General features: G+C 36.8%; 24 protein-coding genes. 7 read left to right on the top strand and 17 right to left on the bottom strand.

Annotation, left to right across the window (positions count from 1 at the left end):
• Nucleotides 1–58: 58 nt before the first annotated feature.
• Both ACIQAA_RS14765 and ACIQAA_RS14770 read right to left on the bottom strand, forming a co-directional pair.
• Entirely contained in the window at nt 59–745 is a 687-nt protein-coding gene (locus tag ACIQAA_RS14765; RefSeq protein WP_402620768.1) for an NAD(P)-binding domain-containing protein, read from the bottom strand.
• Between the two features lie 168 nt (nt 746–913).
• Complete coding sequence (locus tag ACIQAA_RS14770; protein ID WP_402620771.1) at nt 914–2,362, bottom strand: hypothetical protein; 1,449 nt, start codon at nt 2,360–2,362, stop codon at nt 914–916.
• Between the two features lie 759 nt (nt 2,363–3,121).
• Between ACIQAA_RS14770 and ACIQAA_RS14775 the strand changes: the two genes are divergently transcribed.
• Nucleotides 3,122–3,928 carry an aspartate dehydrogenase gene (locus ACIQAA_RS14775; RefSeq protein ID WP_402620774.1) on the top strand — a complete coding sequence of 269 codons (807 nt, stop codon included), beginning with the start codon at nt 3,122–3,124 and terminating at the stop codon, nt 3,926–3,928.
• Between the two features lie 46 nt (nt 3,929–3,974).
• Here the strand turns inward: ACIQAA_RS14775 and ACIQAA_RS14780 are convergent, their stop codons facing one another.
• The 4 genes from ACIQAA_RS14780 to ACIQAA_RS14795 all read right to left on the bottom strand — a co-directional run bounded on the left by ACIQAA_RS14780 (nt 3,975) and on the right by ACIQAA_RS14795 (nt 6,899).
• Entirely contained in the window at nt 3,975–4,646 is a 672-nt protein-coding gene (locus ACIQAA_RS14780; protein ID WP_402620777.1) for a GntR family transcriptional regulator, read from the bottom strand.
• Nucleotides 4,647–4,793: 147 nt separating this feature from the next.
• Entirely contained in the window at nt 4,794–5,390 is a 597-nt protein-coding gene (gene yyaC / locus ACIQAA_RS14785; RefSeq protein ID WP_402620779.1) for a spore protease YyaC, read from the bottom strand.
• Between the two features lie 228 nt (nt 5,391–5,618).
• On the bottom strand, nt 5,619–5,801 hold the full coding sequence (locus ACIQAA_RS14790) for a hypothetical protein (RefSeq protein ID WP_402620782.1): 183 nt from the start codon (nt 5,799–5,801) through the stop codon (nt 5,619–5,621).
• Between the two features lie 102 nt (nt 5,802–5,903).
• Nucleotides 5,904–6,899 (bottom strand): DUF3231 family protein, encoded by a 996-nt coding sequence (locus ACIQAA_RS14795; RefSeq protein WP_402620785.1) that lies wholly within the window; start codon nt 6,897–6,899, stop codon nt 5,904–5,906.
• Between the two features lie 228 nt (nt 6,900–7,127).
• Between ACIQAA_RS14795 and ACIQAA_RS14800 the strand changes: the two genes are divergently transcribed.
• A complete protein-coding gene (locus tag ACIQAA_RS14800) occupies nt 7,128–7,358 on the top strand; it encodes an ABC transporter (protein WP_402620788.1) in 231 nt (76 codons plus the stop codon).
• 342 nt (nt 7,359–7,700) lie between these two features.
• On the top strand, nt 7,701–8,168 hold the full coding sequence (locus ACIQAA_RS14805) for a GreA/GreB family elongation factor (protein WP_402620791.1): 468 nt from the start codon (nt 7,701–7,703) through the stop codon (nt 8,166–8,168).
• A 115-nt stretch (nt 8,169–8,283) separates the two neighbouring features.
• Here the strand turns inward: ACIQAA_RS14805 and ACIQAA_RS14810 are convergent, their stop codons facing one another.
• The gene (locus tag ACIQAA_RS14810; protein ID WP_402620794.1) at nt 8,284–9,072 is read right to left on the bottom strand and encodes a DUF2935 domain-containing protein; all 789 of its coding nucleotides are present in this window, start codon (nt 9,070–9,072) and stop codon (nt 8,284–8,286) included.
• 139 nt (nt 9,073–9,211) lie between these two features.
• Complete coding sequence (locus tag ACIQAA_RS14815) at nt 9,212–11,335, bottom strand: glycoside hydrolase family 3 protein (RefSeq protein WP_402620797.1); 2,124 nt, start codon at nt 11,333–11,335, stop codon at nt 9,212–9,214.
• 189 nt (nt 11,336–11,524) lie between these two features.
• Here ACIQAA_RS14815 and ACIQAA_RS14820 point away from each other — a divergent pair, with 189 nt between their 5' ends.
• Nucleotides 11,525–12,088, top strand: a complete 564-nt coding sequence (locus tag ACIQAA_RS14820; protein WP_402620800.1) for a hypothetical protein — start codon at nt 11,525–11,527, stop codon at nt 12,086–12,088.
• A gap of 173 nt (nt 12,089–12,261) precedes the next feature.
• Here the strand turns inward: ACIQAA_RS14820 and ACIQAA_RS14825 are convergent, their stop codons facing one another.
• Nucleotides 12,262–13,488 carry an AraC family transcriptional regulator gene (locus ACIQAA_RS14825; RefSeq protein WP_402620803.1) on the bottom strand — a complete coding sequence of 409 codons (1,227 nt, stop codon included), beginning with the start codon at nt 13,486–13,488 and terminating at the stop codon, nt 12,262–12,264.
• A 135-nt stretch (nt 13,489–13,623) separates the two neighbouring features.
• Nucleotides 13,624–14,784, bottom strand: a complete 1,161-nt coding sequence (locus ACIQAA_RS14830) for a DUF4317 domain-containing protein (RefSeq protein WP_402620806.1) — start codon at nt 14,782–14,784, stop codon at nt 13,624–13,626.
• 235 nt (nt 14,785–15,019) lie between these two features.
• On the opposite strand from ACIQAA_RS14830, the gene ACIQAA_RS14835 reads away from it, so the two are divergent.
• Nucleotides 15,020–15,472 carry a CBS domain-containing protein gene (locus ACIQAA_RS14835; RefSeq protein ID WP_402620809.1) on the top strand — a complete coding sequence of 151 codons (453 nt, stop codon included), beginning with the start codon at nt 15,020–15,022 and terminating at the stop codon, nt 15,470–15,472.
• A 67-nt stretch (nt 15,473–15,539) separates the two neighbouring features.
• On the opposite strand, the gene ACIQAA_RS14840 is transcribed toward ACIQAA_RS14835, so the two are convergent.
• Complete coding sequence (locus ACIQAA_RS14840; protein ID WP_402620810.1) at nt 15,540–16,994, bottom strand: DHA2 family efflux MFS transporter permease subunit; 1,455 nt, start codon at nt 16,992–16,994, stop codon at nt 15,540–15,542.
• A 202-nt stretch (nt 16,995–17,196) separates the two neighbouring features.
• Between ACIQAA_RS14840 and ACIQAA_RS14845 the strand changes: the two genes are divergently transcribed.
• Nucleotides 17,197–17,391 carry a hypothetical protein gene (locus ACIQAA_RS14845; protein WP_402621011.1) on the top strand — a complete coding sequence of 65 codons (195 nt, stop codon included), beginning with the start codon at nt 17,197–17,199 and terminating at the stop codon, nt 17,389–17,391.
• Between the two features lie 38 nt (nt 17,392–17,429).
• On the opposite strand, the gene ACIQAA_RS14850 is transcribed toward ACIQAA_RS14845, so the two are convergent.
• The 6 genes from ACIQAA_RS14850 to ACIQAA_RS14875 all read right to left on the bottom strand — a co-directional run bounded on the left by ACIQAA_RS14850 (nt 17,430) and on the right by ACIQAA_RS14875 (nt 21,958).
• On the bottom strand, nt 17,430–17,867 hold the full coding sequence (locus ACIQAA_RS14850; protein WP_402620813.1) for a MarR family winged helix-turn-helix transcriptional regulator: 438 nt from the start codon (nt 17,865–17,867) through the stop codon (nt 17,430–17,432).
• Nucleotides 17,868–17,952: 85 nt separating this feature from the next.
• Nucleotides 17,953–19,089 carry an MBL fold metallo-hydrolase gene (locus tag ACIQAA_RS14855; protein WP_402620816.1) on the bottom strand — a complete coding sequence of 379 codons (1,137 nt, stop codon included), beginning with the start codon at nt 19,087–19,089 and terminating at the stop codon, nt 17,953–17,955.
• 158 nt (nt 19,090–19,247) lie between these two features.
• Nucleotides 19,248–19,625: a VOC family protein gene (locus ACIQAA_RS14860; protein ID WP_402620819.1), complete on the bottom strand. Its 378-nt coding sequence runs from the start codon at nt 19,623–19,625 to the stop codon at nt 19,248–19,250.
• Between the two features lie 92 nt (nt 19,626–19,717).
• Complete coding sequence (locus tag ACIQAA_RS14865; protein ID WP_402620821.1) at nt 19,718–20,824, bottom strand: D-TA family PLP-dependent enzyme; 1,107 nt, start codon at nt 20,822–20,824, stop codon at nt 19,718–19,720.
• A gap of 3 nt (nt 20,825–20,827) precedes the next feature.
• The gene (locus tag ACIQAA_RS14870; RefSeq protein ID WP_402620824.1) at nt 20,828–21,361 is read right to left on the bottom strand and encodes a GNAT family N-acetyltransferase; all 534 of its coding nucleotides are present in this window, start codon (nt 21,359–21,361) and stop codon (nt 20,828–20,830) included.
• Between the two features lie 36 nt (nt 21,362–21,397).
• On the bottom strand, nt 21,398–21,958 hold the full coding sequence (locus ACIQAA_RS14875) for an AAA family ATPase (protein WP_402620827.1): 561 nt from the start codon (nt 21,956–21,958) through the stop codon (nt 21,398–21,400).
• Between the two features lie 384 nt (nt 21,959–22,342).
• Here ACIQAA_RS14875 and ACIQAA_RS14880 point away from each other — a divergent pair, with 384 nt between their 5' ends.
• The gene (locus tag ACIQAA_RS14880) at nt 22,343–22,498 is read left to right on the top strand and encodes a hypothetical protein (protein WP_402620830.1); all 156 of its coding nucleotides are present in this window, start codon (nt 22,343–22,345) and stop codon (nt 22,496–22,498) included.
• Nucleotides 22,499–22,683 lie beyond the last annotated feature (185 nt).

Genomic DNA, 22,683 nt, shown 5'->3' on the forward strand with positions numbered 1-22,683 from the left:
ACTATAAAATATGGAAAACCAGGAGCTGGGAAAACAGCTCCTGGTTTTTTCGATTTTTTTAATCTTTTTCTGACTGAATTTCTTTTAGTATTTCCTTTGCAAAGTGACCCAGGGTCCCGTTACTATAAGAACGGATTACTTCGGGTGCAAGAGATGTTAATGCTCTTTTAAGATATTCTGGTGATAATCTTCTTTTGGTAAATTCAGTCTCCAAATCTATCGCTGTTTTTAATGCGAAATAAGTCGCTAATTTGTTTACCTCTGTTAAACAATTCTCACTATCTATTATTACCTTTCCTAGAATCCGAAAAAGTTCCTCTGATTTTTTAGATAAAGCAGCTTCAGTAATAAATAGGCCATTTCCATGTTCCAGTAAGTCTCTCCCGTGACCCATATACTTCACACCATAAACGTTTAAGGATGGAAACTTACTAGAAATTTCCCTTGTAGGGAGGTTTGTTGCCATATTGATGATTTCATGTGTCTGCTGTAAATTACTTTGGATCTTTAAACTTGAGATAAATGGAATAACCTCCGTTGCTGGAAGTGCTAGTATTAGAACATCTAATTCAGTTAATTCGCTATCTAACAAGATATAACTATGTTGAAAATTTTGAACAAATTGTTCTGCTTTTGATTTCATAGGGTGGTAAACCCCTATTTTAATTCCTTTTTTATTCCAATGAGTCATCATCGCCGTGCCGAGTTTACCGATACCAACTAAACCGATTCTTTTTTGTATCATCCTTATTCCCCTTTCATCTAGTCATCCTATGTAATCCATCTTTCAAAAAACAACAATTTACAACTCAAATAATAAAGCTATTCCAAAAATCAGTGCCTTACTGACTTTTGGAATAGCCCGATGTTTAATAACAAACCTACGCTTATATAAGGGATAGACCCTTTCAATTTACCAAATTATTACGGCTAAAATTGTAGCAATAATTAGTCCCGTTATGACCGGGAAGAAGTTCTTCCTGGCTAACTCTAATGGTGAGACTTGTAGGAAGCCTGCTACTGCTACGAGGGATGACCAGGCAATAAGTGTGCCTCCACCGCTCCAAACCGCACCCATCTGTCCAATAGCTGCCAAAGTTCCAGGATCGATGTTACTACCAGGGGCTATCGCTCCAGACAAAGCGCCTGTTAAAGGAAGCCCAGCAAATCCAGAACCATCTAACCCCGTAATAATTCCAATTATCAATATACTAAACGCTGCAATAGAGGGACTTTGCGGTATATAATTTTGTCCTGCTTGGATTAAGTCAAATAGAAATGCTGGTTTTGCTGCATCTTCACCTAATGAAAGGATGGAAGCTGAAAAATCACCACTACCCATAAAGAAGTAACCTGCAATGGGAATTACTGGCGCCATTGCACGAAATGCGAAAACAAAACCTTCGGTAAGATGCTCGCTTATTTTTTCGAGTGCATGAATACGGTTGAAAGCAATAGTGGCTAATACTAATAGGATGGTTGCAACTCCACCAATAAATGCTGCTCCGTCGCCACCCTCAAATCCTGCTCCATTACCAATTTTGGTCTGGAACATAAAAATCATAACAGCCAACATTGCTAAAGGCACAATGATAGCAAATATTTTACCCCATTTATCTTTTATCTGGAGAATTTTAGCACTCTCTTCAACTGTAGCAGCAAGCTCCTGGTTCACTTCAAAGAATGCTTTTGCTTCTTTATTTACGTCCGTTACAGATCCAGATTTTTTGGTAATTGCTTTTCGATGCGTTACATACACAATCGCTAGTGAACTTATTCCGGTAATGAGAGAAAGAATGAATGCCTTGTCTGAAACTAAAGCTTTATCAATTCCTGCCGCTTTTGCACTAAGCATTGGCGCTACTTGCATAATATAGTCTGATGAAAGTGCCATTCCCTGACCTGCAATACAAATAACCATTGCAGATGTCATCACTGGTAATCCCGCACTTACTGCAGCAGGAACTAACAAAGCACAAATAAGTGGAACGGCTGGCGTTGGCCAGAAAAAGAGGGAAATCACATAGGTCGTGACCATTAAAACGAGATAAGAGACATGACCGTTTACCATTATTTTTTGAATAGGTACGACCATCTTTTTATCCGCTCCTAGATCCTTCAAAGAATTAAGGAGACCTATCATAATAGATATGATTAAGAAAATACTGAATAGCTCTTTAGCTGCAACGAGGTTAGCGTTAAAGACAGCTTGAAACCCTGCTATAAAACTCCCTTTATAAACTGCAGCTATTACAAATGTACCAATAATAAGAGGTAAAACAATACCTTTTCTAAAGAGCATGATAACAATTACGGCTACAGTGACAAATAGATACACCCAATGAGCTAATGTTAATTCCATATTTCCCCTCCGGCTCTCAACATTGTTTAGATCTAAGTTCCTTTTGGATGACAAGTGATTTTAGTCTTTACAAAGTGGATGAGGCAGTTATTATGCAGGCTGATTTATGTATTACCTCACTCCCAATAGATTCATTAACTCTGAAACTTCACAATATTTGAATATTGTATATTGTAGATTGTATACCATATTAATAATAAAAAATTTTTTCTTCTTTTTAAAAGAATATGAGTCCCTACTAGAATTTACTGTTGATTTCTAACGAATAATCCTCGAAACAACTTAAGATAACGCTTTCATATTTTATTTAACGGACATCTCACCTCCTCATTTTCACTATACACACCTTGTAAATCATAATAACACCATTACCGTTAACATGCAAATAATTTTAAATATTTTGATATTTTCGTATTTTTTAAATACTATATTGATTATATTCAAAGCTTTCGGTAAAATAGAGTGAAAATCCGTATATCGTATACAAAATAATCAATACAATATTTCCATCCCCTTTCTTACATGATGTTTTCTCTCTATCTACTATTAATTACGTATACGATAGCATGTAATAATGGGTATCACCAGAAAGTTGTGAGGAAATCTAACCGTGTTTTTACAATGTTAATGTTGTAATGACTTCTTTCGAAACAAAACAGAGAAAATATAGAACATATTTTAGATATGCCTAGAGCTATGAAGTCATTATTAATGAACAGTTTTCGAGTAGAAAATATAATAATTGAGGTGTATTTAAAAATGCTTAAAGCTGGAATCATTGGTTATGGAACAATTGGAAAGAGTATTGCGGAGTTAATACAATCACAACAAGCTGGAAACATTGAACTAAAAAGCGTTCTGGTCAGGAACCTAGATCGAACTGGGGAGCTGCCGATGAACAGTTTTTCTATCACTAACGATGAAGAGGTTTTTTTCCATCAAGATTTAGACATTGTTATCGAAGCAGCTGGTCATCATGCCTTACAATTATACGGGAAAAAGGCCTTGGCAAGCGGTAGTCATTTGATGATTATTTCAGTAGGAGCGTTATCCGACAATGAGTTTCTGGAAACCTTGCAAAAAGCAGCTCAAAAAAATAATAAACAAATTCTGATCCCTTCTGCTGCTATTGGTGGTTTAGATCGAATTGCTGCTGGGGCTTTAGGTGAAATTGAAGGGATTACCCTTATTACGAGGAAGCCTGTCAAAAGTTGGTACGGAACCATTGCGGAAGAAAAAGTTAACCTTGAAAAGATTACTGAGCCCTATTGTATTTTTGAAGGCAATGCTCGAAATGCAGCCAAATTATTCCCTGAAAATGTAAACGTTTCAGCCACATTAAGTCTTGCCGGAATCGGATTCGAAAAAACCAACGTTCAAGTTTACGTAGATCCTACCATTAAGCGTAATATTCATACTATTAAGGCTAAAGGTTATTTTGGAGAAATCGAGATATCTGTTCAAAATGAACCATACAAACAAAATCCTAAATCCAGTCCAATTGTTGCGATGAGCGTCGCAAAAGTGTTAAATAACTTAACATCTTCCATCGTAATCGGAGTTTAAATGATAATGAGAAAGAGCTGGAGTCAGCTCTTTCTCCCTATTATAATCATTTTTTTTCTTCCTTTTTAACAGATTCAATGTAGGCTTTTCTAGAATTTTCAATATGAATTTTTGTTAGAAATTCTGCCATCTCTGTTTCTTGATTCACTATGGCTTCCATAATTCTTATATGCTCTTCCATAGACTGTTCTGCTCTTCCCGTTTGTTTATATCCTAGCTTTGCAAAGGCTTTTATATAATCTGATAACCCACTAAGAATTTCATAAAGCTTAGAATTTTTTGCAGAACTGTATAGTAATTGATTCATCTCGAAGTGTAAATCTGAGTAATCAGATTCTCTTTTATCTTGCAAGCAAGCTTCCACTTTTTTAATACAGGCAATAAATTTACTTTTTGTTTCATCGTCTAACTTTTGAACAGCTAATTTTGCTGCCAATACCTCAAGGGATGAAAGAATCGTAAACACCTCAATGATTTCTTTTTCAGAGATGTCTGCAACAATAACACCTTTTCTAGGCACAGTTTTAACAAACCCTTGTGATTCTAAGCGAAATAACGCTTCACGAATAGGTGTTCGACTGATGTTTAATCTTTCTGCTAGTTCCCTTTCCAATAATCGATCGCCTGCTTTGAATTCCCCTTCTAATATTAGATCTTTAATGTGGATATAAACCCTTTCTCTTAACGAGATAAGATTATCCTCCGTCCAGTTACTCATTATTTTTTCTCCCTCTTCCTACACGTAAACGGTATACTATATACCAATTATAACGTATCCTTTTTCATAACTTCAATTTTTTAGGTATATTTCACCAGCAGGAAAATTTCAGATAACTCCTATTACTATAAATATTATGCTTATTGATCATTTTATGGGTTCTCTAACATCAAATGCAACCCTGGTGATAATTTCGGTTATTATTTCTGCAAGAATCGTAACTGTATACAAACGAGTGCTATTTAACGACTGTACCGGTGAGAATGGATCAAGATAATTAACGATTGCCTTCATATGGTAATTACCCACACTTGGTAAAACCTTGTTAACAGCATTTCCTGGAATAAATGGCCCCTCATTTATAAAAATATACCCTATTTGACCTTCATCCCCCAAGGAGGCGTCAATTCCAAAAATAAATGCTTCCCCATATTTTTTATGGATTTCTTTCAACACTTTCTTTATATTTAATGCATGAACAGGCTCCTCCAATGTTCCATAGACTGGAAATGGAATATTCTTTCCCTTTATCATAGTTCCAACCAACGGCCCGAGTGAATCACCTGTAGACCTGTCTGATCCAACGCACAAAAAGATTATTTCCTTAGGAGTTTGGCTAAGAACTTCCTTAAGTTTATTTGATATTTTTTCAATTTCTGATTCTTTGGAGTTTTTTTGAAGGGACATCATATTTGAACTTTCTAACTCGTCTTTACTTTTCTTACTACGAAAGAAAGACCACATCTTAATCCAACTCCTCAATTATTATTGCATAGAGAGTCGAAATTCAATAATTATATTTTAATAAATAAATCTGAGCCTATTCCCTTTTTGGTAATGAAAACAGTTAAATTTAAAATGATTTAAATAAAACTTTGTACAAAAAAATTTATTATTATTTGGTTCTAGATGAGATAGATATAGATAAATACGGATTTCCAATCATGAAGTTTCAAAAAATTCCAATAAATATTAAAATATCTGCCTAAAGAAACCCTTTAGTTCTTTTTCAGATAGAATGATTTTGCCGTCTAAATTCTTGGTTTGTAAAACATACTCTTTTACACCAATAAACTCAGATTCGGATATGAGAAAAAAAATGGTTCCCTTCTTATGTATATCTCTGTAATCTTTTATTAATCTATATCTTTTCATAACCATACCTCAATCTATGTGATTGATAGTAATTTTACAGCCCGTTCACAAAACATACAAGAAAAGAGCAGTAGTAAACTGCTCTTTTCTCAGAAATCTTTCTCATTTTGCAGCTTCAAATTGAGGAGGCTGCTCCATCCATTTTCTTTCAATCATCAAATTCATTCCGTCTTCCCCAAAAGCTCCTGTTTTGGTCAGAAAATTAGCGTACATGGCGCTAATATCTCTGCGCATCGTAGTTGCTAAACCAGCACCATATGCTGCCATTCCTAGATTTGAAAGCATTCCTATGACATAAAGCATTAATTGTTCCGAAAACGGAGCTACAGTTGACTCGGTAACACCGTGATCCCATGAATTAACGGCGGGCACTTCACTTTCTTGTAATACATCATGAATGGAGCTTAAGATATGTTTGCACAAAGTCTTTCCTCGAAGGAAATATTCACGAAGTTCACGATCCTGTGTTACTTGTGAAAATGCGGTGCACATTTGCATCCCCATTTCATTTTGGATGGCATTAATCAATAAATGTGTGACCTCAATACCTAATAACGGACGCCTGCGTCCTAGCCAACCGGTCAGAAAATTTTCTTTGTTTACAAAATCAATTTCCGATGGATAATTCATGTAAGGCATTCTCACATAAATCCCTTTTTCCTGCATTTTACTTACTACATCATTGTATAACTGAGCCACATCGTCCATAAGGTTTCGGAATAACTTTCGCACGTCTTCTCTTGCGGAAACGGTTAAACCCGCAGTATGCGAAGCAACCCCAAATTTGCTCATTTGAAGGATACACTGTATGTAATAGAGATCAGTAAAAAGTTTGTCCGCTTTTGGGACCACATGTTTCTCCGCTTTGAAACCTTCCGGTACAACGATTTTCTCCTTTAAAAATAACTGTTCAATCTGATTCTTATGTTTTTCAGCTAAATGCTTTGATTCTTCTAGAAGTGTTTGAATCTCAGGATCCGTACAAGTTTCTATAAAGTGAGTCATCATGCAAATTACTACGCTGATATTTATACTAGCTGCCCATAGTGCTGAAATCTCAGCACTTGTTAATTTAACTATCTCTACTTTATTTGTCATTACATATCCCTCCATAACTCTTAGAATTCCCAAATTAGAGTTAGATATTTAATGTTCGATTTCATTATTCCAAAAAGAGACATACTGTCCGCCTGAGGTGGACAGTGTCCACGAGCGGTGCCTGTCACCAATAGTCTATTTTCCGCCCCTTTTGCTGTGTTTGTAAAACATGCTCTTCACCTTCAGCATATTATGATATTGAACTACCATAGTGAGGGGGTGAATTACATGAGTAATGGTCATTCTTCCTCTGGGATTTTGGGACTTTTCCTTGGATTTTTAACAGGTGTTATTTGGTTGCTGCTTGTCACTTTAAATGTTATTACTACTTTGCTAACACTCCTGACTTTAGGTGCCCTTGCCCCTATTTTAAACATCCTAATTGGATTAATCGGCTTCCTCGTTGTCATTGTTTTTGGTTTACTCATCTTCAAGAAAGTTTGGCGCTCTTACTTTTAAAGGTAAAGTGTGCTCTACTTTATAAAACCAAACTATATTTTATTGACAGTCTCTTTAAAGGGACTGTTTTTATAATTTTTGCACCTTCCTTATACACTTCTGAACAATAATTGCTATTCATGCTATTTTTGTTGATATATGGTAAAATTGAACTAATATCTTCCAATAGGTAAAGGGACATATTCCTCTTTATTGTACAGAAATACGGATAACGCCACATTTACTGTGAGTTATCTTATTTTCTGTAAGGAAGGTTTATTTTTTATATTTAGGAGGAGTTATAAATGAAACAATCAATGAAGTTTTGCAAAAAGTTAAATCCAAGTTTGGGGGTTATCTACTATGAACCATAGTCTGCACCTCACTAAGAATTACTACGCTCAACAGTTAAATTATATAGACGAAAACATTAAAGAGTTAACCAACCTCTATCTTTCTTCCACTCCTATTCAAGAACGATTAAAACACTTTTTTAATCTATATGTGTTAGAAGTTGAGGACTTATTAAAAACAAATAAAAGAAATGAAATCATTTCATTTTTCCCAAAAGTGTTTATCGGTACAAAGGTTACAGTATTATATGATGAGGAAAATGAAACAGAGGATTATGTTATTTGTTACCCCGAACAGTCCGATCCGGATAGCAGCTACATTTCCTTTTTATCTCCAGTCGGCAGGCAGCTTCTTTTAAAGAAAATAGGTGAAAAAATATCGTTAAAAATTCCAACTGGGGAAATTTCCGTAACCATTCAAGAAATATCGTTTGTTGGTCACCTTTTCACCTCAGAATCGAGGACAAAAGAAGCTTAAATAACAGGATTTGAATGCACTTTCACTAATAACATTGTTAGAAAAAATCTAGATGAATAAATAAAAACAAACCTTCCATCAGTGTTAAAAGGAAGGTTTGTTTTTATAGACACCATTATGCTCTATTTAGACTGGCCTCAAATAAATCAATGATTTCTAGAAATCTCTCTGCTTCTCTAAATGTATGGTCTGCTAAGAGCGGGTGAATATTGCTTTTGATACGACATGCTTCAATTAATTCTCTTGCTGTTTTCTTGAAGTCCCTTAAGGATTTAACGGATACTTTATTTTGGTTTAAAAATTGACTAAGTATCGGTTCTGTTTCTGATTGTGGCCGCATATAATCCAAATCTACAGCTTGAAACAATAATTGGTCAAAATCATTACTAAACTCTCTCGCCTGATCTACTAATTTTCTTTCTGAAGGATCTAAAAGATGTCCGATAAACTTTGCGTGGTCAGCCATAATTTTTAAGAAAAATACATTTTCTTGAATAACTGTATCGGGTGTCGGGGCTAATTTGCCTTCATTTAATTCTTTTAACCGATTCGCAAAATAGGCTGCTTCTCTACTAATATGATCAACTAATAAAGGGTAATTGTTATGCCTAATTTGACATCGAAGTGTTAAATCTAATACCTTCCTTTTATACCCATAAATCGCTGCTGCTGCTTGATATACCTCAGTATTAAAAGCTTGAACTTGACGAAGATCCGAATTTACTGTAAATCTAGCAAGCTTTTCCTCAATCCTCTCGAATAAATCGATAAACTGCTGGGCTTCTTCAATTAATTGTTTCTGTTCAAACGTGAATCCGAGACTTAAGAATAAAGAATGCTCTTTCATAATCCGAGACCAAAATTTAATTTCGTCTAATGACCGAGCAACAATCGGGTTTACCATGTTGTCCCTCCTTAACTATATACTTCCCTCCTAAATATATGTATTGATTGTTAGTCCCTATTACCTAATTTCTTTATTAACATTTTTGGGTGTACAAAAAAAGCTAAGGCATTCACCTTAGCTTGAGAAAATCAAATTATTAATAAGTTAATCCATGACCAAGCTTATAGACATTTCCATCACTGTCTTTATAAGCATATGAAAGTCCTTCAGGCATATATTTATCCTTGTCATAGCCTGGTACATCATTTGGCGACACACAATCACCATTTTCATCGACAGCAATTACCTCTTCACTTGCTGGCAATGATAGCGGCAGGACGCCCACTGGCTGGAACTGGCCAGCAATTACCTCAAATTGCGGCTTAAAGAAGGTATCGTAACCAGCAATCAATGCATCTGCTAACGGTTCAGCATTTCCAAGAATCCATGGCAATGTCACATTTACACTGATCACAACTTTACCACCACGATTATGAATGGTATTACATACTTCTTTGAGATGATCTATTTCACTCAAAGTTGTTTCTTGATACTCCGAGCCATCTAACGCTTTGATCGTTTTATTCTCGCATAATTCAAGTTCTAAAAGTCCAGGTGTCGCATTGAAATAGGAACCGGATTTTGGCTGCAAGAACAAAATCGCTGCATCTGCTTCCTCATGATTCTCCGTTAAAGTGAAGAATCCAAGTTCTAGACATTCTTTCCTTGCTTGATCCGTATACGTAGCTGCAAGCTTTTGATCCTTATGGAAAACTTCTACATACACCTTTTTATTCGTAAGATTTTCAGCACGTAAAGGCAATGTCTCATTTGAATTTTTAAGGACGGTTACGGATTTCTTGTGTGCTTCGTATGCCGCTTCCCAGTGAGCTGGAGTACCAACCACTTCAGTCGCATTTTCAGGTGAAACGTAAGTACGATCATCAAATAATCCTAATGTAAACATTTCAGTAAGAAGACGTACATTCGCTTCATTAATACGCTTTTCACTAATCCAGCCTTTTTCAATTGCAATTTTCAGGTTTTCGATATCATTGGTATCGGCAACAAGATCGGTCCCGGCATTGATTGCTTTTGCAAAACGTTCCGCTTCGCTCTTATCTTCAACGCCCCAGCTCATTTTATTTGTGATGCCGCTATCACTATTGATATAGCCCTTAAACCCTAGTCCTTCTCGAAGGATACGTTGTAAGAAATAATGATTAAACGTAAAGCCAACCTCTTCGAATGGAATGTCTTCACCCTCGAATTCTTGCACGACACTCTTACTGATACTTGGTATTGAGTAATATGGCATAATGGAGGAAGTTCCATGTTCGACCGCTGCTCTAAATGGAGGTAAGTGATACTTTTCTAAACTTCCTGGAGTTGGGTACAGATTCCATTTTCCTTCTGCATAGTGAGGATCAAATCCATTTTCCCTTGCTCCGCCGCCTGGAAAATGCTTCGTTGTCATGGCAATACTATGTTTCCCTAACTCTTTTCCTTGGAATCCGTCTATGATACGGCCAATTGCGTCTAAAATAAATTCCGGATCCTCTCCAAATGTACCATACGTACGCTGCCATCTAGGATCTGTGGCGGTATCTGCCATATACATGTAACCTTTTCTGATTCCTGTCGCATCCCACTCATCGTGCGCAATTTTTGCAAATTGGCTAATAAGTGAGGTATCGCCGCCATTTTTGATATCTCCCATCGCTGCAGCAGCAAGCCCTAAAGTGCCTGGCCATGTTGAAAAGATCCCAACTGCATCGTTCATACCAAAGATGGATTCACCATTTTCATTTCGTGAATTAGATGCGATCAAACAAGGGATCCCAAGACGTGTCCCCTCGGCTACTTCATTCATTTTATTAATCCACTCTGCCATTTGTGCTGGACTATGATTGTCTCTATGAATAAAGTGTCGTAAATGCATATTTTCAATTGTGTGAGTAGTTCCATATATTTTTGCAACCGCAAAGATATTTTCACCTTTTTCAACAATTGCTTCATCAAGCACACCATCATGACTTGTCTTGCTCTTATCTTCTTGGGAAAGACCCATTTTACGAGTGTTAATCAGCATCATGCCGATTTTTTCATCGATATTCATCAAAGAAACTAGATTCTCAGCCCGTTCTTCTGGACTTAAACGCCAATCTTTATATGGTTCTAGTTTCCCGCTATTATTTAAATCTTTAAATTTTAATCCATCGACCTCGATGATGTTTTTAACTCTGACTTCTAATTTCGGTTGTTTATGATTACTTTCCAATGTATTGCCTCCTAAACTTGTTTAAATCCCCTACTGTTAATATTAGCAAATTGACAAGGCTTCCACACCCAATATTGTTGTCTTTTATACAAAATTGAAACTATCATTCAAATAAATTTTTACACTTTATAAAAAAATAGGCCGTGTTAAAACGGACTGTTGATTTCCACTCCACTAAGGAAAGCTTCTTTGAATAATCACCGCAGTGACAGGCTGTCTTTTCCTGTCACTAGGCACTTCGCTATCAGCCGGCGTACGGGAGAGCCTTGGTTCATCGAAACTATCCGGTCAGAGATTGTTACCATAATTTGGAGAGCCTTGGGTTATCGGCACGATCCCGGTCTGATTGTTACGATAAATTGGGGTGCCTTGGGTTATCGGCACTATCCCGGTCCGATTGTTACGATAAATTGGGGTGCCTTGGGTTATCGGCACTATCCCGGTCTGATTGTTACGATAAATTGGGGTGCCTTGGGTTATCGGCACTATCCAAGCCTGATTGTTACGATAAATTGGGGTGCCTTGGGTTATCGGCACTATCCAATCCTGATTGTTACGATAAATTGGGGAGCCTTGGGTTATCGGCACTATCCCGGTCGGTTTGTTACGATAAATTGGGGTGCCTTGGGTTATCGGCACGATCCCGGTCTGATTGTTACGATAAATTGGGGTGCCTTGGTTTATCGGCACAATCCCGGTCTAATTGTTACGATAAATTGTGGAGTTTTGTTTTTCGGCACAATCCAAGCCTGATCGTTACGATAAATTGGGGAGCCTTGGTTTATCGGCACTATCCCGGTTGGATTGTTACGATAAATTATGGACCATGGATATTTGAGGAGTCTTCGTGCCTTCCGCTCCAATCAACAAGTGCAAAATCAACAATTTCCTTTAACACAGCCAAAGAAATAAAAAAGAAGCAATGCCTATGCATTTGCTTCCTTTTCCACTTGTTTGCTGCGTTTATACTCCGTAGCTGTCATTCCTGTTATTTCTTTAAATACTTTACAAAAATAATTGTAACTGCTAAAACCCACCTGCAAACCTATATCTGTTGTCGATAACCTGCCCAGATCGATTAGAAATTTTGCCTCATCGATTCGCTTTTTCTGGATATAATCAATCACCGATAGATTGATTTCGGATTTAAATTTTTTTGCGAGATACGTACGGTTAAATCCTATTTCATCTGCTACGGATTGCAAATTTATCGATTCATTAAAATGGAGATTTATATACATTAAGGCTTTTTTTACAACCGGACTATATCCTTTTATAGCGAAATTTTTAACCGCCTCACAATATTCATCTATCATACTTACGTCAATCGTATTTAATTCGGACATAGCTACCGCTGACTCGATCTTAAGCGCAAATTTCTCCGAAATGGCATGTAAATACTGCGGCTCCACCCCGCCGTTACCGGCCGCTATCCTATACATCGTATTACCTGAAAAGGTAATATTTTTCCTCGCTCGTAATGGGTTACCTGGCACACGATATAAAAAATCACCTGTATGATGATCAAGCATGGCTTTCATTGCATTTTCTTTATCGCCGATTTCAATGTAGTGCAATAATTTCTTTTCTGCCTCATACCTTTGTTTTATTTCAATCCCACTCTGGTCATAGTCCTCAGGCTCTACATCAAGACGATACTGCTCACCACTATTTTTAGCGGCAATGATTTGAGCTTTCACATGTGGGTGAATAACGATATTCACTAACAAATCACCGATGGCTAAGTAAGAGTTTGCTAATAATGGTAATGATTTAAAATAGGTTTCTATTCTTTTCAACCAATTATTCTCAAGATTGTTGTCCTTTATTACATTCCAAATCATATGGTCCGTGACCCGTTCATTTAGGAATGGTCCAGCCACCACCATCCCCTTATACAGTTCATCCTCGTGAATAGGTACTGCCAAATATGATAGTTGAAAAGAATCAGTTTGATAACAAAAACTATCTTTATTTGCCTTACCTAATTCTTTTTGCAACTCCACTAACATTCTCTTTCGGGCTTCAATCACCAACAAGGGTTCATTATCATCGGCGATATGAATGATTGTCTTCAATTCTTCATCTATTGCTTGTACACCAATTTGAAAGGCTTTATTGATTAGCCAACATTTACTTATCAGTTCTTCCAACTTAATCACCTAAACAAATGATATCAAATCAGCAGCTAAGCTAACAAGTTGAACGGTATACAAGAAAAATTGGTTCCCATGAATAGTAGAGAACCAACTGACATTTATTGTATACAAAGTATTAGCGCCATGCCCTTAGATTATTTCTGATTCTAATGTGAATCCTTCCACGACTACATCATCGTCAATTTCTAGCATTAGACACCGTTTTCCTTGGAACATAATATATTTTACATGTTTCAAGTCTTTCGGGCTTAGTGATAAATTTGCAACCTTTGTTTCAATTTTTATTGTTTTAGGAAGTAAACTGCTCGCTTTAAGTTCATGTTTTTCATCATCCAAGATGGCTTTGAACGCATGTTCCACTTTAGCTGTATCAACATTTTCAACCCCGCTGACAGTTAAAATGCGTTCGATATCCCGAGAATCCAACGTCGGAGCTTCGCTTTCTTCATTTTCTTTGCTCTCCTGGACGACCCTGTCAATTTCCTCATACACATTCGAAATGACCTGGGATTCTACTTTGTCACCGATTACTTTATTAAGGATGATTTCGAAGCTGTCCTTTTCTTCTAATGCCGTGATAATTTCCTCGCAATTGAGTACCTCTTCCATAAATGTCTCATCTGGTTGATTCGCTTTACCTGCACAATAAAGAATATGGTTCACATCGGCAGAATTGTCATTGAAAGCAGGAAACAAAAATCCTGACATCGGTGAAGCTAAATTAATGATAGGATCAAAGGCATTACTAGATCTAAATTCTCTTTCAACATAATCGAACACCAAGGCTCTTTTCGGCTGATCCGTTCTATTCAGACTGCAAAGGATAAACTCGTTTGAATAAACTTCATCATCCCCGCCTTCTTCGGATTCCTGGTCTCGTTTCTTGGTCGCTTTCCTATACTCACCACGTATGAACGTCACCACTGTATCAAATTCATAAACCGTATGAGCGAACATCTTTCCGACGATTTGGTGCATTTGATCGATCCAATCATCGGTGGTTGCTGCCTGTAATCCGTCGAAGAGGATGATTTGGGTGCTGTCTTCCACATCCCGTTTAAATTTAAGTTCAAATAGTTTTGCATCGAGTTGTCCCGTTAACACCTTTTTAAAATTCATTAAAAATAATTCTTGTGACTCTTGGTCTAACAATTCAAAGGGTGAAATGACGGAATGGTAGATTTCACCTGATTCTTTCTGAACATACACGTTTAATATCTCTCGTATTTGCATGAGATTGTTGTTTAACTTAAATTGCTTCCGGATATTTGCGATATCTTTTGAATTCATTTTCTCAACTCCCATCCCTGATTATACTGTTCAAAAAGAAAAATAGTAATACTTGACAATTTCTAGACTTTATATCAATCTCTCAGAAGCAACTATTCTGTTAAGGTGATAAAAAATTATTGGTCTTGTACGTTAAATTGACACAATTTTTAATTTAATGACAGTTTTTTATTTGTGTTAAGATTGTAATAACGAAAAAGTGTATGCGATTTCAACACGAAAAGAGGGAACAATAATGCAGGTAAGAGACTTCATGATTACAAAAGTATTTACTGTAAAACCTGAGAATACTGTCAAAGAATTGCTCGATATACTCAATTCCAATCGAATCGGCGGTGTACCGGTTGTCGATGATAAAGGTCATTTGGCAGGTATGGTATCTGATGGAGACGTATTACGCTACCTTGCTCCAAAACCCCTTGGTATTGCGGGACTTATTTATATCATAGAGGATGGAGAAATTGAGGATGTACTACAAGAAAAGTTGGATACACCCGTAAAGGATATCATGACAAAAAGAAATCTCTACTTTGTATCACCAGATGAAGAGTTTGATAAGACCATCCGATTATTATCGCGTCATCACTTCAAAAAACTCCCTGTCGTGAATGGAGCTGGCCGTGTCATTGGTGTGCTGAGCAGAGGAGACATTATCCAAAATATTTCTAAAAAAATTATTTCATCTTAAAAAAGAAACCATTCGTAACTAAAACGAATGGTTTCTTGATATTTTCATAGATTTTGTGAAACTACTGCTACCTGCGGACAGGTTCTGCTGTTTGCACCATAGCTGGTGATTTTTCTTTTACTGCACTTGGTTTTTTTACAAAGAAAGAACTTAATAATCCAACTACTGAAATCCCTGTAATAAAGTAGAAAGCATATTTAATTCCAGCAGCTAATATTTCAGGCTGGGTGGCATTCGGAAAGTCCATTACATAACTGTTTTGTCCACTTGTAAAGACCGTAATGGCGATTGCTGTACCAGCTGCCCCAGCAACTTGATTTAACGTATTCATTGCTGCTGATCCATCCGCATATAACTCACGTGGTAATTGATTCATTGCATTTGTTTGGGCTGGCATCATCACCATGGTTAAGCCAAAGAATAAAATCATAAACGCTACTATGATTTGCCATGCAGGTGTGTGGCTTGAAATAGTGGAAAGAAATACGATATTCCCAATTAAGACTAAGATAAAGCCAACTATAGTGAAACGACGCGGTCCAACTTTATCGAAAAGCGCCCCTACAATTGGTGACAAAATAAAGTTTACTGCATTACCAGGCAGTAATAATAAACCAGCCATCGCAGCACTAAATAATAAAGCACCTTTTAAGTAAAGTGGCAGTAAAATACCCGTTGATAAAATGATTAAAATACCAAGAAACATCGTTAATGTTCCTAATGTGAACATTGGATATTTAAAGACACGTAAATTAACCATCGGCTGAGCCATTTTATTTTGTCGAATACCAAATGATAGTAGTGCGATAATACCTACTAGTAAAGGCGCCCATACTTTAGGTGATGAAATAGCTACTTCAGCCATCGTACTTAAGGCAAATATTAATCCGCCAAAACCGATCGTTGATAAAAGAATCGACGAAACATCGATTTTAGGTTTCGTAATTTCGGAAACATTGTCAATCTTAGCTACTGCAACTAGGATCAATAACACATAGGCAATGGCGCTAAACCAAAAAATATATGGCCAGCTTAATGTACTAATAATGACACCTGAAAGTGTTGGTCCTAAGGCTGGAGCTAAAGTAATAACAAGACCCATAAGCCCCATTACCACTCCACGTTTTTGAATTGGGAAAATAAGCAGCATTACACTAAGCATGACCGGTAATAATAGACCAGTTCCGACTGCTTGTACGACACGGCCAAGCAGCAAAACGCTGAAACTGAAGTTTAAGGCTGCTAATATTGCCCCTAACAATGAAATAACAAGTCCTCCAATGACTAATTGTCTTGTCGTAAACCATTTCATTAATAGTGCTGAAATCGGAACTAAAATCGCTAATACTAATAAATATCCTGTGGTAAGCCACTGTGCAGTTGCAGCGGTGACTAAAAATTGTTCCATAATATTTGATAATGCCATGTTTAATGCCGTTTCACCGAATAACCCGGCAAAAGCGCCTAACATTAAAATAAATGCCATTGTCTTAGGATTTTTAACTTGAATTTGTGTACTCATAAAATTATAACTATCTCCTTTTTATTAAATTTGACCGTTTTGGTAATCCCATCAATTATTTAGGAATTACCTCTTTCCGTTTTATCCCCCTACTTACATTCGAACCTTTTAACTATATCAAAAATTTTTTCTTAACGTCAACTTGGTTGACAAAAAATATTTTTTGAGTTATTATCAACTTGGTTGACGAGAAAGAAAAGAAATTGCGAGAGTAATCAATACATTGATGAGGAAAAAAATCGATGTTGAACTCCATGATAAAAAAATTAATGAACAAGACCGTAAGCTTTTGATTAATGCACAAAATATCCTCTTCAAGGAATTAGCGATATCATTTAACACTTCTTATGAAGAAACTAATGAAATGATCATAAATACTATAAAGGGCCTGAACTAGAAAAACCCCCGCTTTAAGCAAAGCGGGGGTTTGATTCATTAATTTATATCCCAATCTAACTTTAATAGATTTTTAAGGATTTTTACTTGCTCCGTACCTATTTTTTCGGCAATTTTTTTCTCAAGTTGGGCTTTAAGAGCCTCGTTTTTCTCATAGCAATCTTCACCAAAAGCTGTTAACTGGATACACTTTTCCTTCTTATTGTTTTCGACATTATTGATTTCCACTAATCCCTTTTCTGCAAGCTTATTGATAAACTTATGTATCGCTTGACGAGAAATTTCTACATTTTTTGTGATATACGAAAAGGTCGGCTTCTTTTTATAAATTCTAGCCATGATATACCATTCAGAATTAGAAATATGAATCTCACTCTGATTGTTCCAGGCCTTCTCTGAGATTTTTCGGACTAAAGTATGACGTTCACTTAATAGGTCAATCAAATCTAAATTTTGTAATTCAGAGGTTGGGATCAACTGTTTCACTCCAATCTTAATCTACACCCATACTATACAAAACCCAAAATTAGATGTCAATTTAGTTGACATTCAATTGTGACAGCTAAAGTGGTGTTGATGATTCTATTTCAATAGAGTTATTCGTGCTTGGTGCTTTCCACCAGGAACTTGGTTCTGGGAATCTTCCATCTAAGACAATCGTTTCACCTATATTCGGTGCGATTAAGTTTACTTTTTTTTGTTCAGCGGCAGTGATCGCTCGATCTACTGGGTCTGTCCAGCTATGATAAGCCAATGTAAAAGCTCCCCAGTGAATCAGCATCATGTTATTACCTCTTACATCAAGATGGGCCTGAACGGATTCTTCTGGCAGCATATGGATTGCTGACCACCGTTTATCATATTGGCCGCCTTCCATTAAGGTGAGGTCAAAGGGACCATATTTTTCACCGATTTGCTTAAAATGCGGTCCGTATCCGCCATCCCCGCTTGTATAAATCCTCTGATTTTCTCCAAGGATCACCCAGCCATTCCATAAGGTACTGTTTCGATTGAATAATCCCCTGCCAGAAAAATGCTGTGACGGAACGGACGCAATCGTTAAACCTTCCCACTTGACTTCATCCCACCAATTACATTCCGTTATTCGCTCTTTTTTTATTCCCCACTTGATTAGGTGAGCTGCTACACCAAGCGGGACGAAGAAATGACCCACTTTATCTTTTAACCTGATAATAGATGGATAGTCCAAATGATCATAGTGGTCATGTGTGATTAACACACTATCGATTTGTGGCAGTTTCTCAATCACATATAATAGATCTTCGCTGTAACGCTTGCTGCCAACAAACGAGACGGGTGATGGAGAAGGTCCAAACATTGGATCAATAAGGATTTTCTTTTTGTCTATTGTAAGCAGCATGGTTGAATGACCAAACCATGTTAAGCTGTCCTCTACACTGTGGATTTTTTTCCAATCAAAAGAAATCGGGATAGGGGCAGTGGGACTGCGATCCTTTTTTCCTGTTATGGAGTCTTTCATCATTGAAAGAATAGTAGATACCCCCATCTTCATGTCGGTAGGATTGGGATTGACAAATCCCCCATTTTTATAATGGTCGAAATGACGAAATCGCTCACGCTCCTCCTTACTTGGGCTGCCCCCAAAAGTCGGGTGTAAAGTAATAAACAGGATGGTACCAATAAATAGAACGCCAAATATGATTAAAAGATATTCCATTATGACTGTTCTTCTCCCTTCCAATACGCTCATCTCTTAAAAACTAATGCTTCTTTCCCTTATCATATCTAACAAGGTTATATCTATCAAATTTAGCGACAGACAGTGTTTAAAAAATATAAACACCGCCAATTTTTCATGGCGGTGTTTAGGGTACGTTACTTTATTTCTGTGACAGCAAAATAATTATCTTCATTATCTGCAAAGTTAAACACTCTTCCGTCAGGGATATTTACGATTTCTCCGACGGTTATATTTTTATCTTTATAGTCCTTGTATAGTTGATCCAGGTCTTTTGTAAAAAACATCAGTGAAGGGGTTTCTAGATTTACTCCTGGTGAGAACTTAGCCACTACTTCCTTGTTATGCAGGACGATACTTGTTTGAGCGTCCTTGGCTGGTGCAATGACATACCATTTCATGGCACCATTATCATTCTCTGATAACAAAGAAAACCCCGCTTTCTCTGTCCAAAACTTTACGGACTCCTCCTGGTTATTCACATAAAGCATAATTTGTCCTACTATATTAATCATTTGTTCTCTCCCTTTCTACTTTTCATCATTTTACTATTTCCATTCTAATCAAATTTTTGCTATCTATTCATCACTTCGACCACCAAAGATAATTATTTAACCATTCCTCTCGCGTCGACTTTCCAAACGTCGATTACCCGTCCATTCTCATGAACTACATACTCTTCAAACTGATTCACGACCGTACAGGCATGGTTTGGAATGATTTGTACTTTATCATTTAACTTTAAATGCGTTTCTTGTACGAAAACTCCAACTCCATGCTCTTCAGATAAACGTTCGATGATTACTTCAGGGTGTTCGATAATCTGGCCGAACCCGCTTACCGTCTGATTGCCATGTGCACCTTTGTCTAAACATAAAGACTTACTGCCTGTATCTAAAATAATCCGATTTTTATAGACACCGACAACTGATGCTAGTAGTGTTACGGCACAATTTTCTATGTCCGTTACACCAAGACCTGCTTGAATAGCATCGAAAAACACGGCATTACCTGGCCTGATTTCTGTTACGCCAGGTACTTTTCCTGCAATCTTGAATGTTGGTGTAGAACCAACACTTCGTACTGGTATCGGAATACCAGCTTGTTCACACTCCGCTGCGCTTTCTACCACTGCCAATCCTTCCTGCAGGCCTATGGTTTCAATTTCTTCAAAGTTTTTTGCTGCATACGAATGTCCTGCATGTGTAAAAATCCCACCGAGTTTAAGCTTGGAATGAGTCATTATTGCCTGTGCTAAAAGGAGAGCTTCCTTCCCGGGTTCTACCCCACAACGATTGAGACCAGAATTTACTTTGATCCAGACTTCTAATGTAAATGGTGTATGTTCTAGTCCCCTTTGCAGATAACTTAAGGATTCAGGATTATCTACGGATACTTTCAGTCGAACCCCTTTTTGTAATAACTTTATTAATCTATTAATTTTTTCTGGATTTGAAATGGGATAGGCAATTAATATATCCTTAATTCCTCCAGCCGCCATTACTTCTGCTTCACTAATTTTTGCCGTTGTTATTCCAACTGCTCCTGATTCCACCTGGAGCTGTGCTATTTTCACAGATTTATGGGTTTTGATATGCGGGCGATACGAAACACCCTGTTCATTTGCAAAATGAGCAATGTCATTTATATTCTTTAACAGTTTTTGATGGTCTAGCAGCAAGGTTGGAGTGTCTAATGTTTGAATGTTGGTCATGATTCATACATCCTTTGATAAATACTTTTCCATTCGGATATCAAACCACATTTTATCCGCCCAGTAAGTGAAATTTTCGATACGTCCAATCTCTTTGTATCCTAGCTTTTCATACAGCATTCTAGCCTGTGTGTTAAATTCAAACACACCTAATTCCACACGAGTTAATCCTGCCTTCTTAATTTCCTCTTCTAAAAATTGAATCGCCTGATATCCAATACCTTTCCCTCTGCCTTCAGGTTCTCCAATGGTAATGCCAATCCATGCTGTTCCTGCTTCTTTCTTGTAAAGGTGATCGGGATCAACCATATAGTTCATTTCACCGACCATCTGGTCGTCAAGATAAATCAGGTAGGTGTGCTGGTGTTCCAATCGTTGTTTTAATTCATCCAGTGTCATCGTGTCACGCCGTTCCAATGCAGCCTGGTTTAGGTTGGGGCGGGTTAACGGGATTAAGTCGGGATTGTTTTCCCAACGGTTAAATACATCAACAAGCGTTTGAGTAGGTGTTGTTAATTTGAAGAAATTAGTCTTCATGATGGTCTCCTCTTCTGGAATTCAATATAAATAAATTTATAATTGAAATTTTTCTTTTATGACTTTCGCTGCTTCTTCGGCACTCATATTTGTATTATTAATTCTGATATATTCTTGTTTTGTAATTTCACCCTCGAGAGAATTCAACCGGTATTTTTCCATCGACTTCTTTAGGTTATTTTCAGACCATTCTATATTTCTTTTGGTTGGTTTATGCTCAAGGCGGTGAGGACTTTTATTTCTCTCCAGTCTTACATTCAAATCTGCTTCTAGTTCGACGAAATAAACTTTTCCTCCTCTTGACTCGAATATCTGACAGACTTTATCTACATATTCCCAATCTGATGGATGATCGAAGGCCCAGACATATGTGAAGATTAATCCTTCCAAATCACTTTTCGCTACAGACTCGAATATTTCCTCTCGAAACAAGGTTACTAATCTTTGACCTTCCTTCGTACCGAAATCAAAAATAGGCGTAACCAGTTCAATGGTCATATGATTATGAAAAAGCTTTAAATCTGTAATTTTAGCAAGCTCTTGACCTACCGTCATTTTTCCAACAGCCTGTGGTCCAAATATCAATACAAATTTCATAAAATCCTCCCAAAATATGCATACACTATGAAGATAATAAGTTCTCTCTCTATTACAAAATTCCTTCTTTTGCTGCATGTAGCCAATTTTAAATTCACTAAATCACAAAGTTTTCCAACTTAAGTAAATTTAAAGATTTTCAGTAAAATTTAACGATAAATTACTAATATTGGATAAAAAAAAGCTTGTTAAATTGATTGGTATCATCTAGACCTCCAGAATTCTAAATAAAAAATTCCAATTGATGGTGTTACAAAATTATAACAGAAAAATTCCAATTTTCGTTCTTCTAATTATCCAAAGTTTAGTATGTCTTTTTACTTTTTGCAAACAATAATTCTAGTGTTATATCTAACACAAAATAAATCAGCAGAGGTGATTGGTATGAAAAAAGACAAAAATTCAAAAGGGGAACCCACTCTTGCAGAGGGCATGAATACAGAGGATATTTTGAATCAAGACGCCACACAGGAAGAAATTGAGAACGGAGAATCAACGAATGTAACGGTATTGACATTAGATGAAAACGACCCTAGTTAAAGGCAAACATGTACCAATCTGTACAAAAGCGATGCCCATTTAAGCATCGCCCCTTTTCTACCTAAATTTAACATTTTGAGCTCTTAATACTTTCAGCAAGACACCTCCGATTTGTCTTCCTAATTTTAAACCTTCATCTTCTGTAATTTGCTCGTATCCATCATCCTCCCCTAATTAAACATTTT

The organism is Neobacillus sp. NPDC093182 (assembly GCF_044754045.1).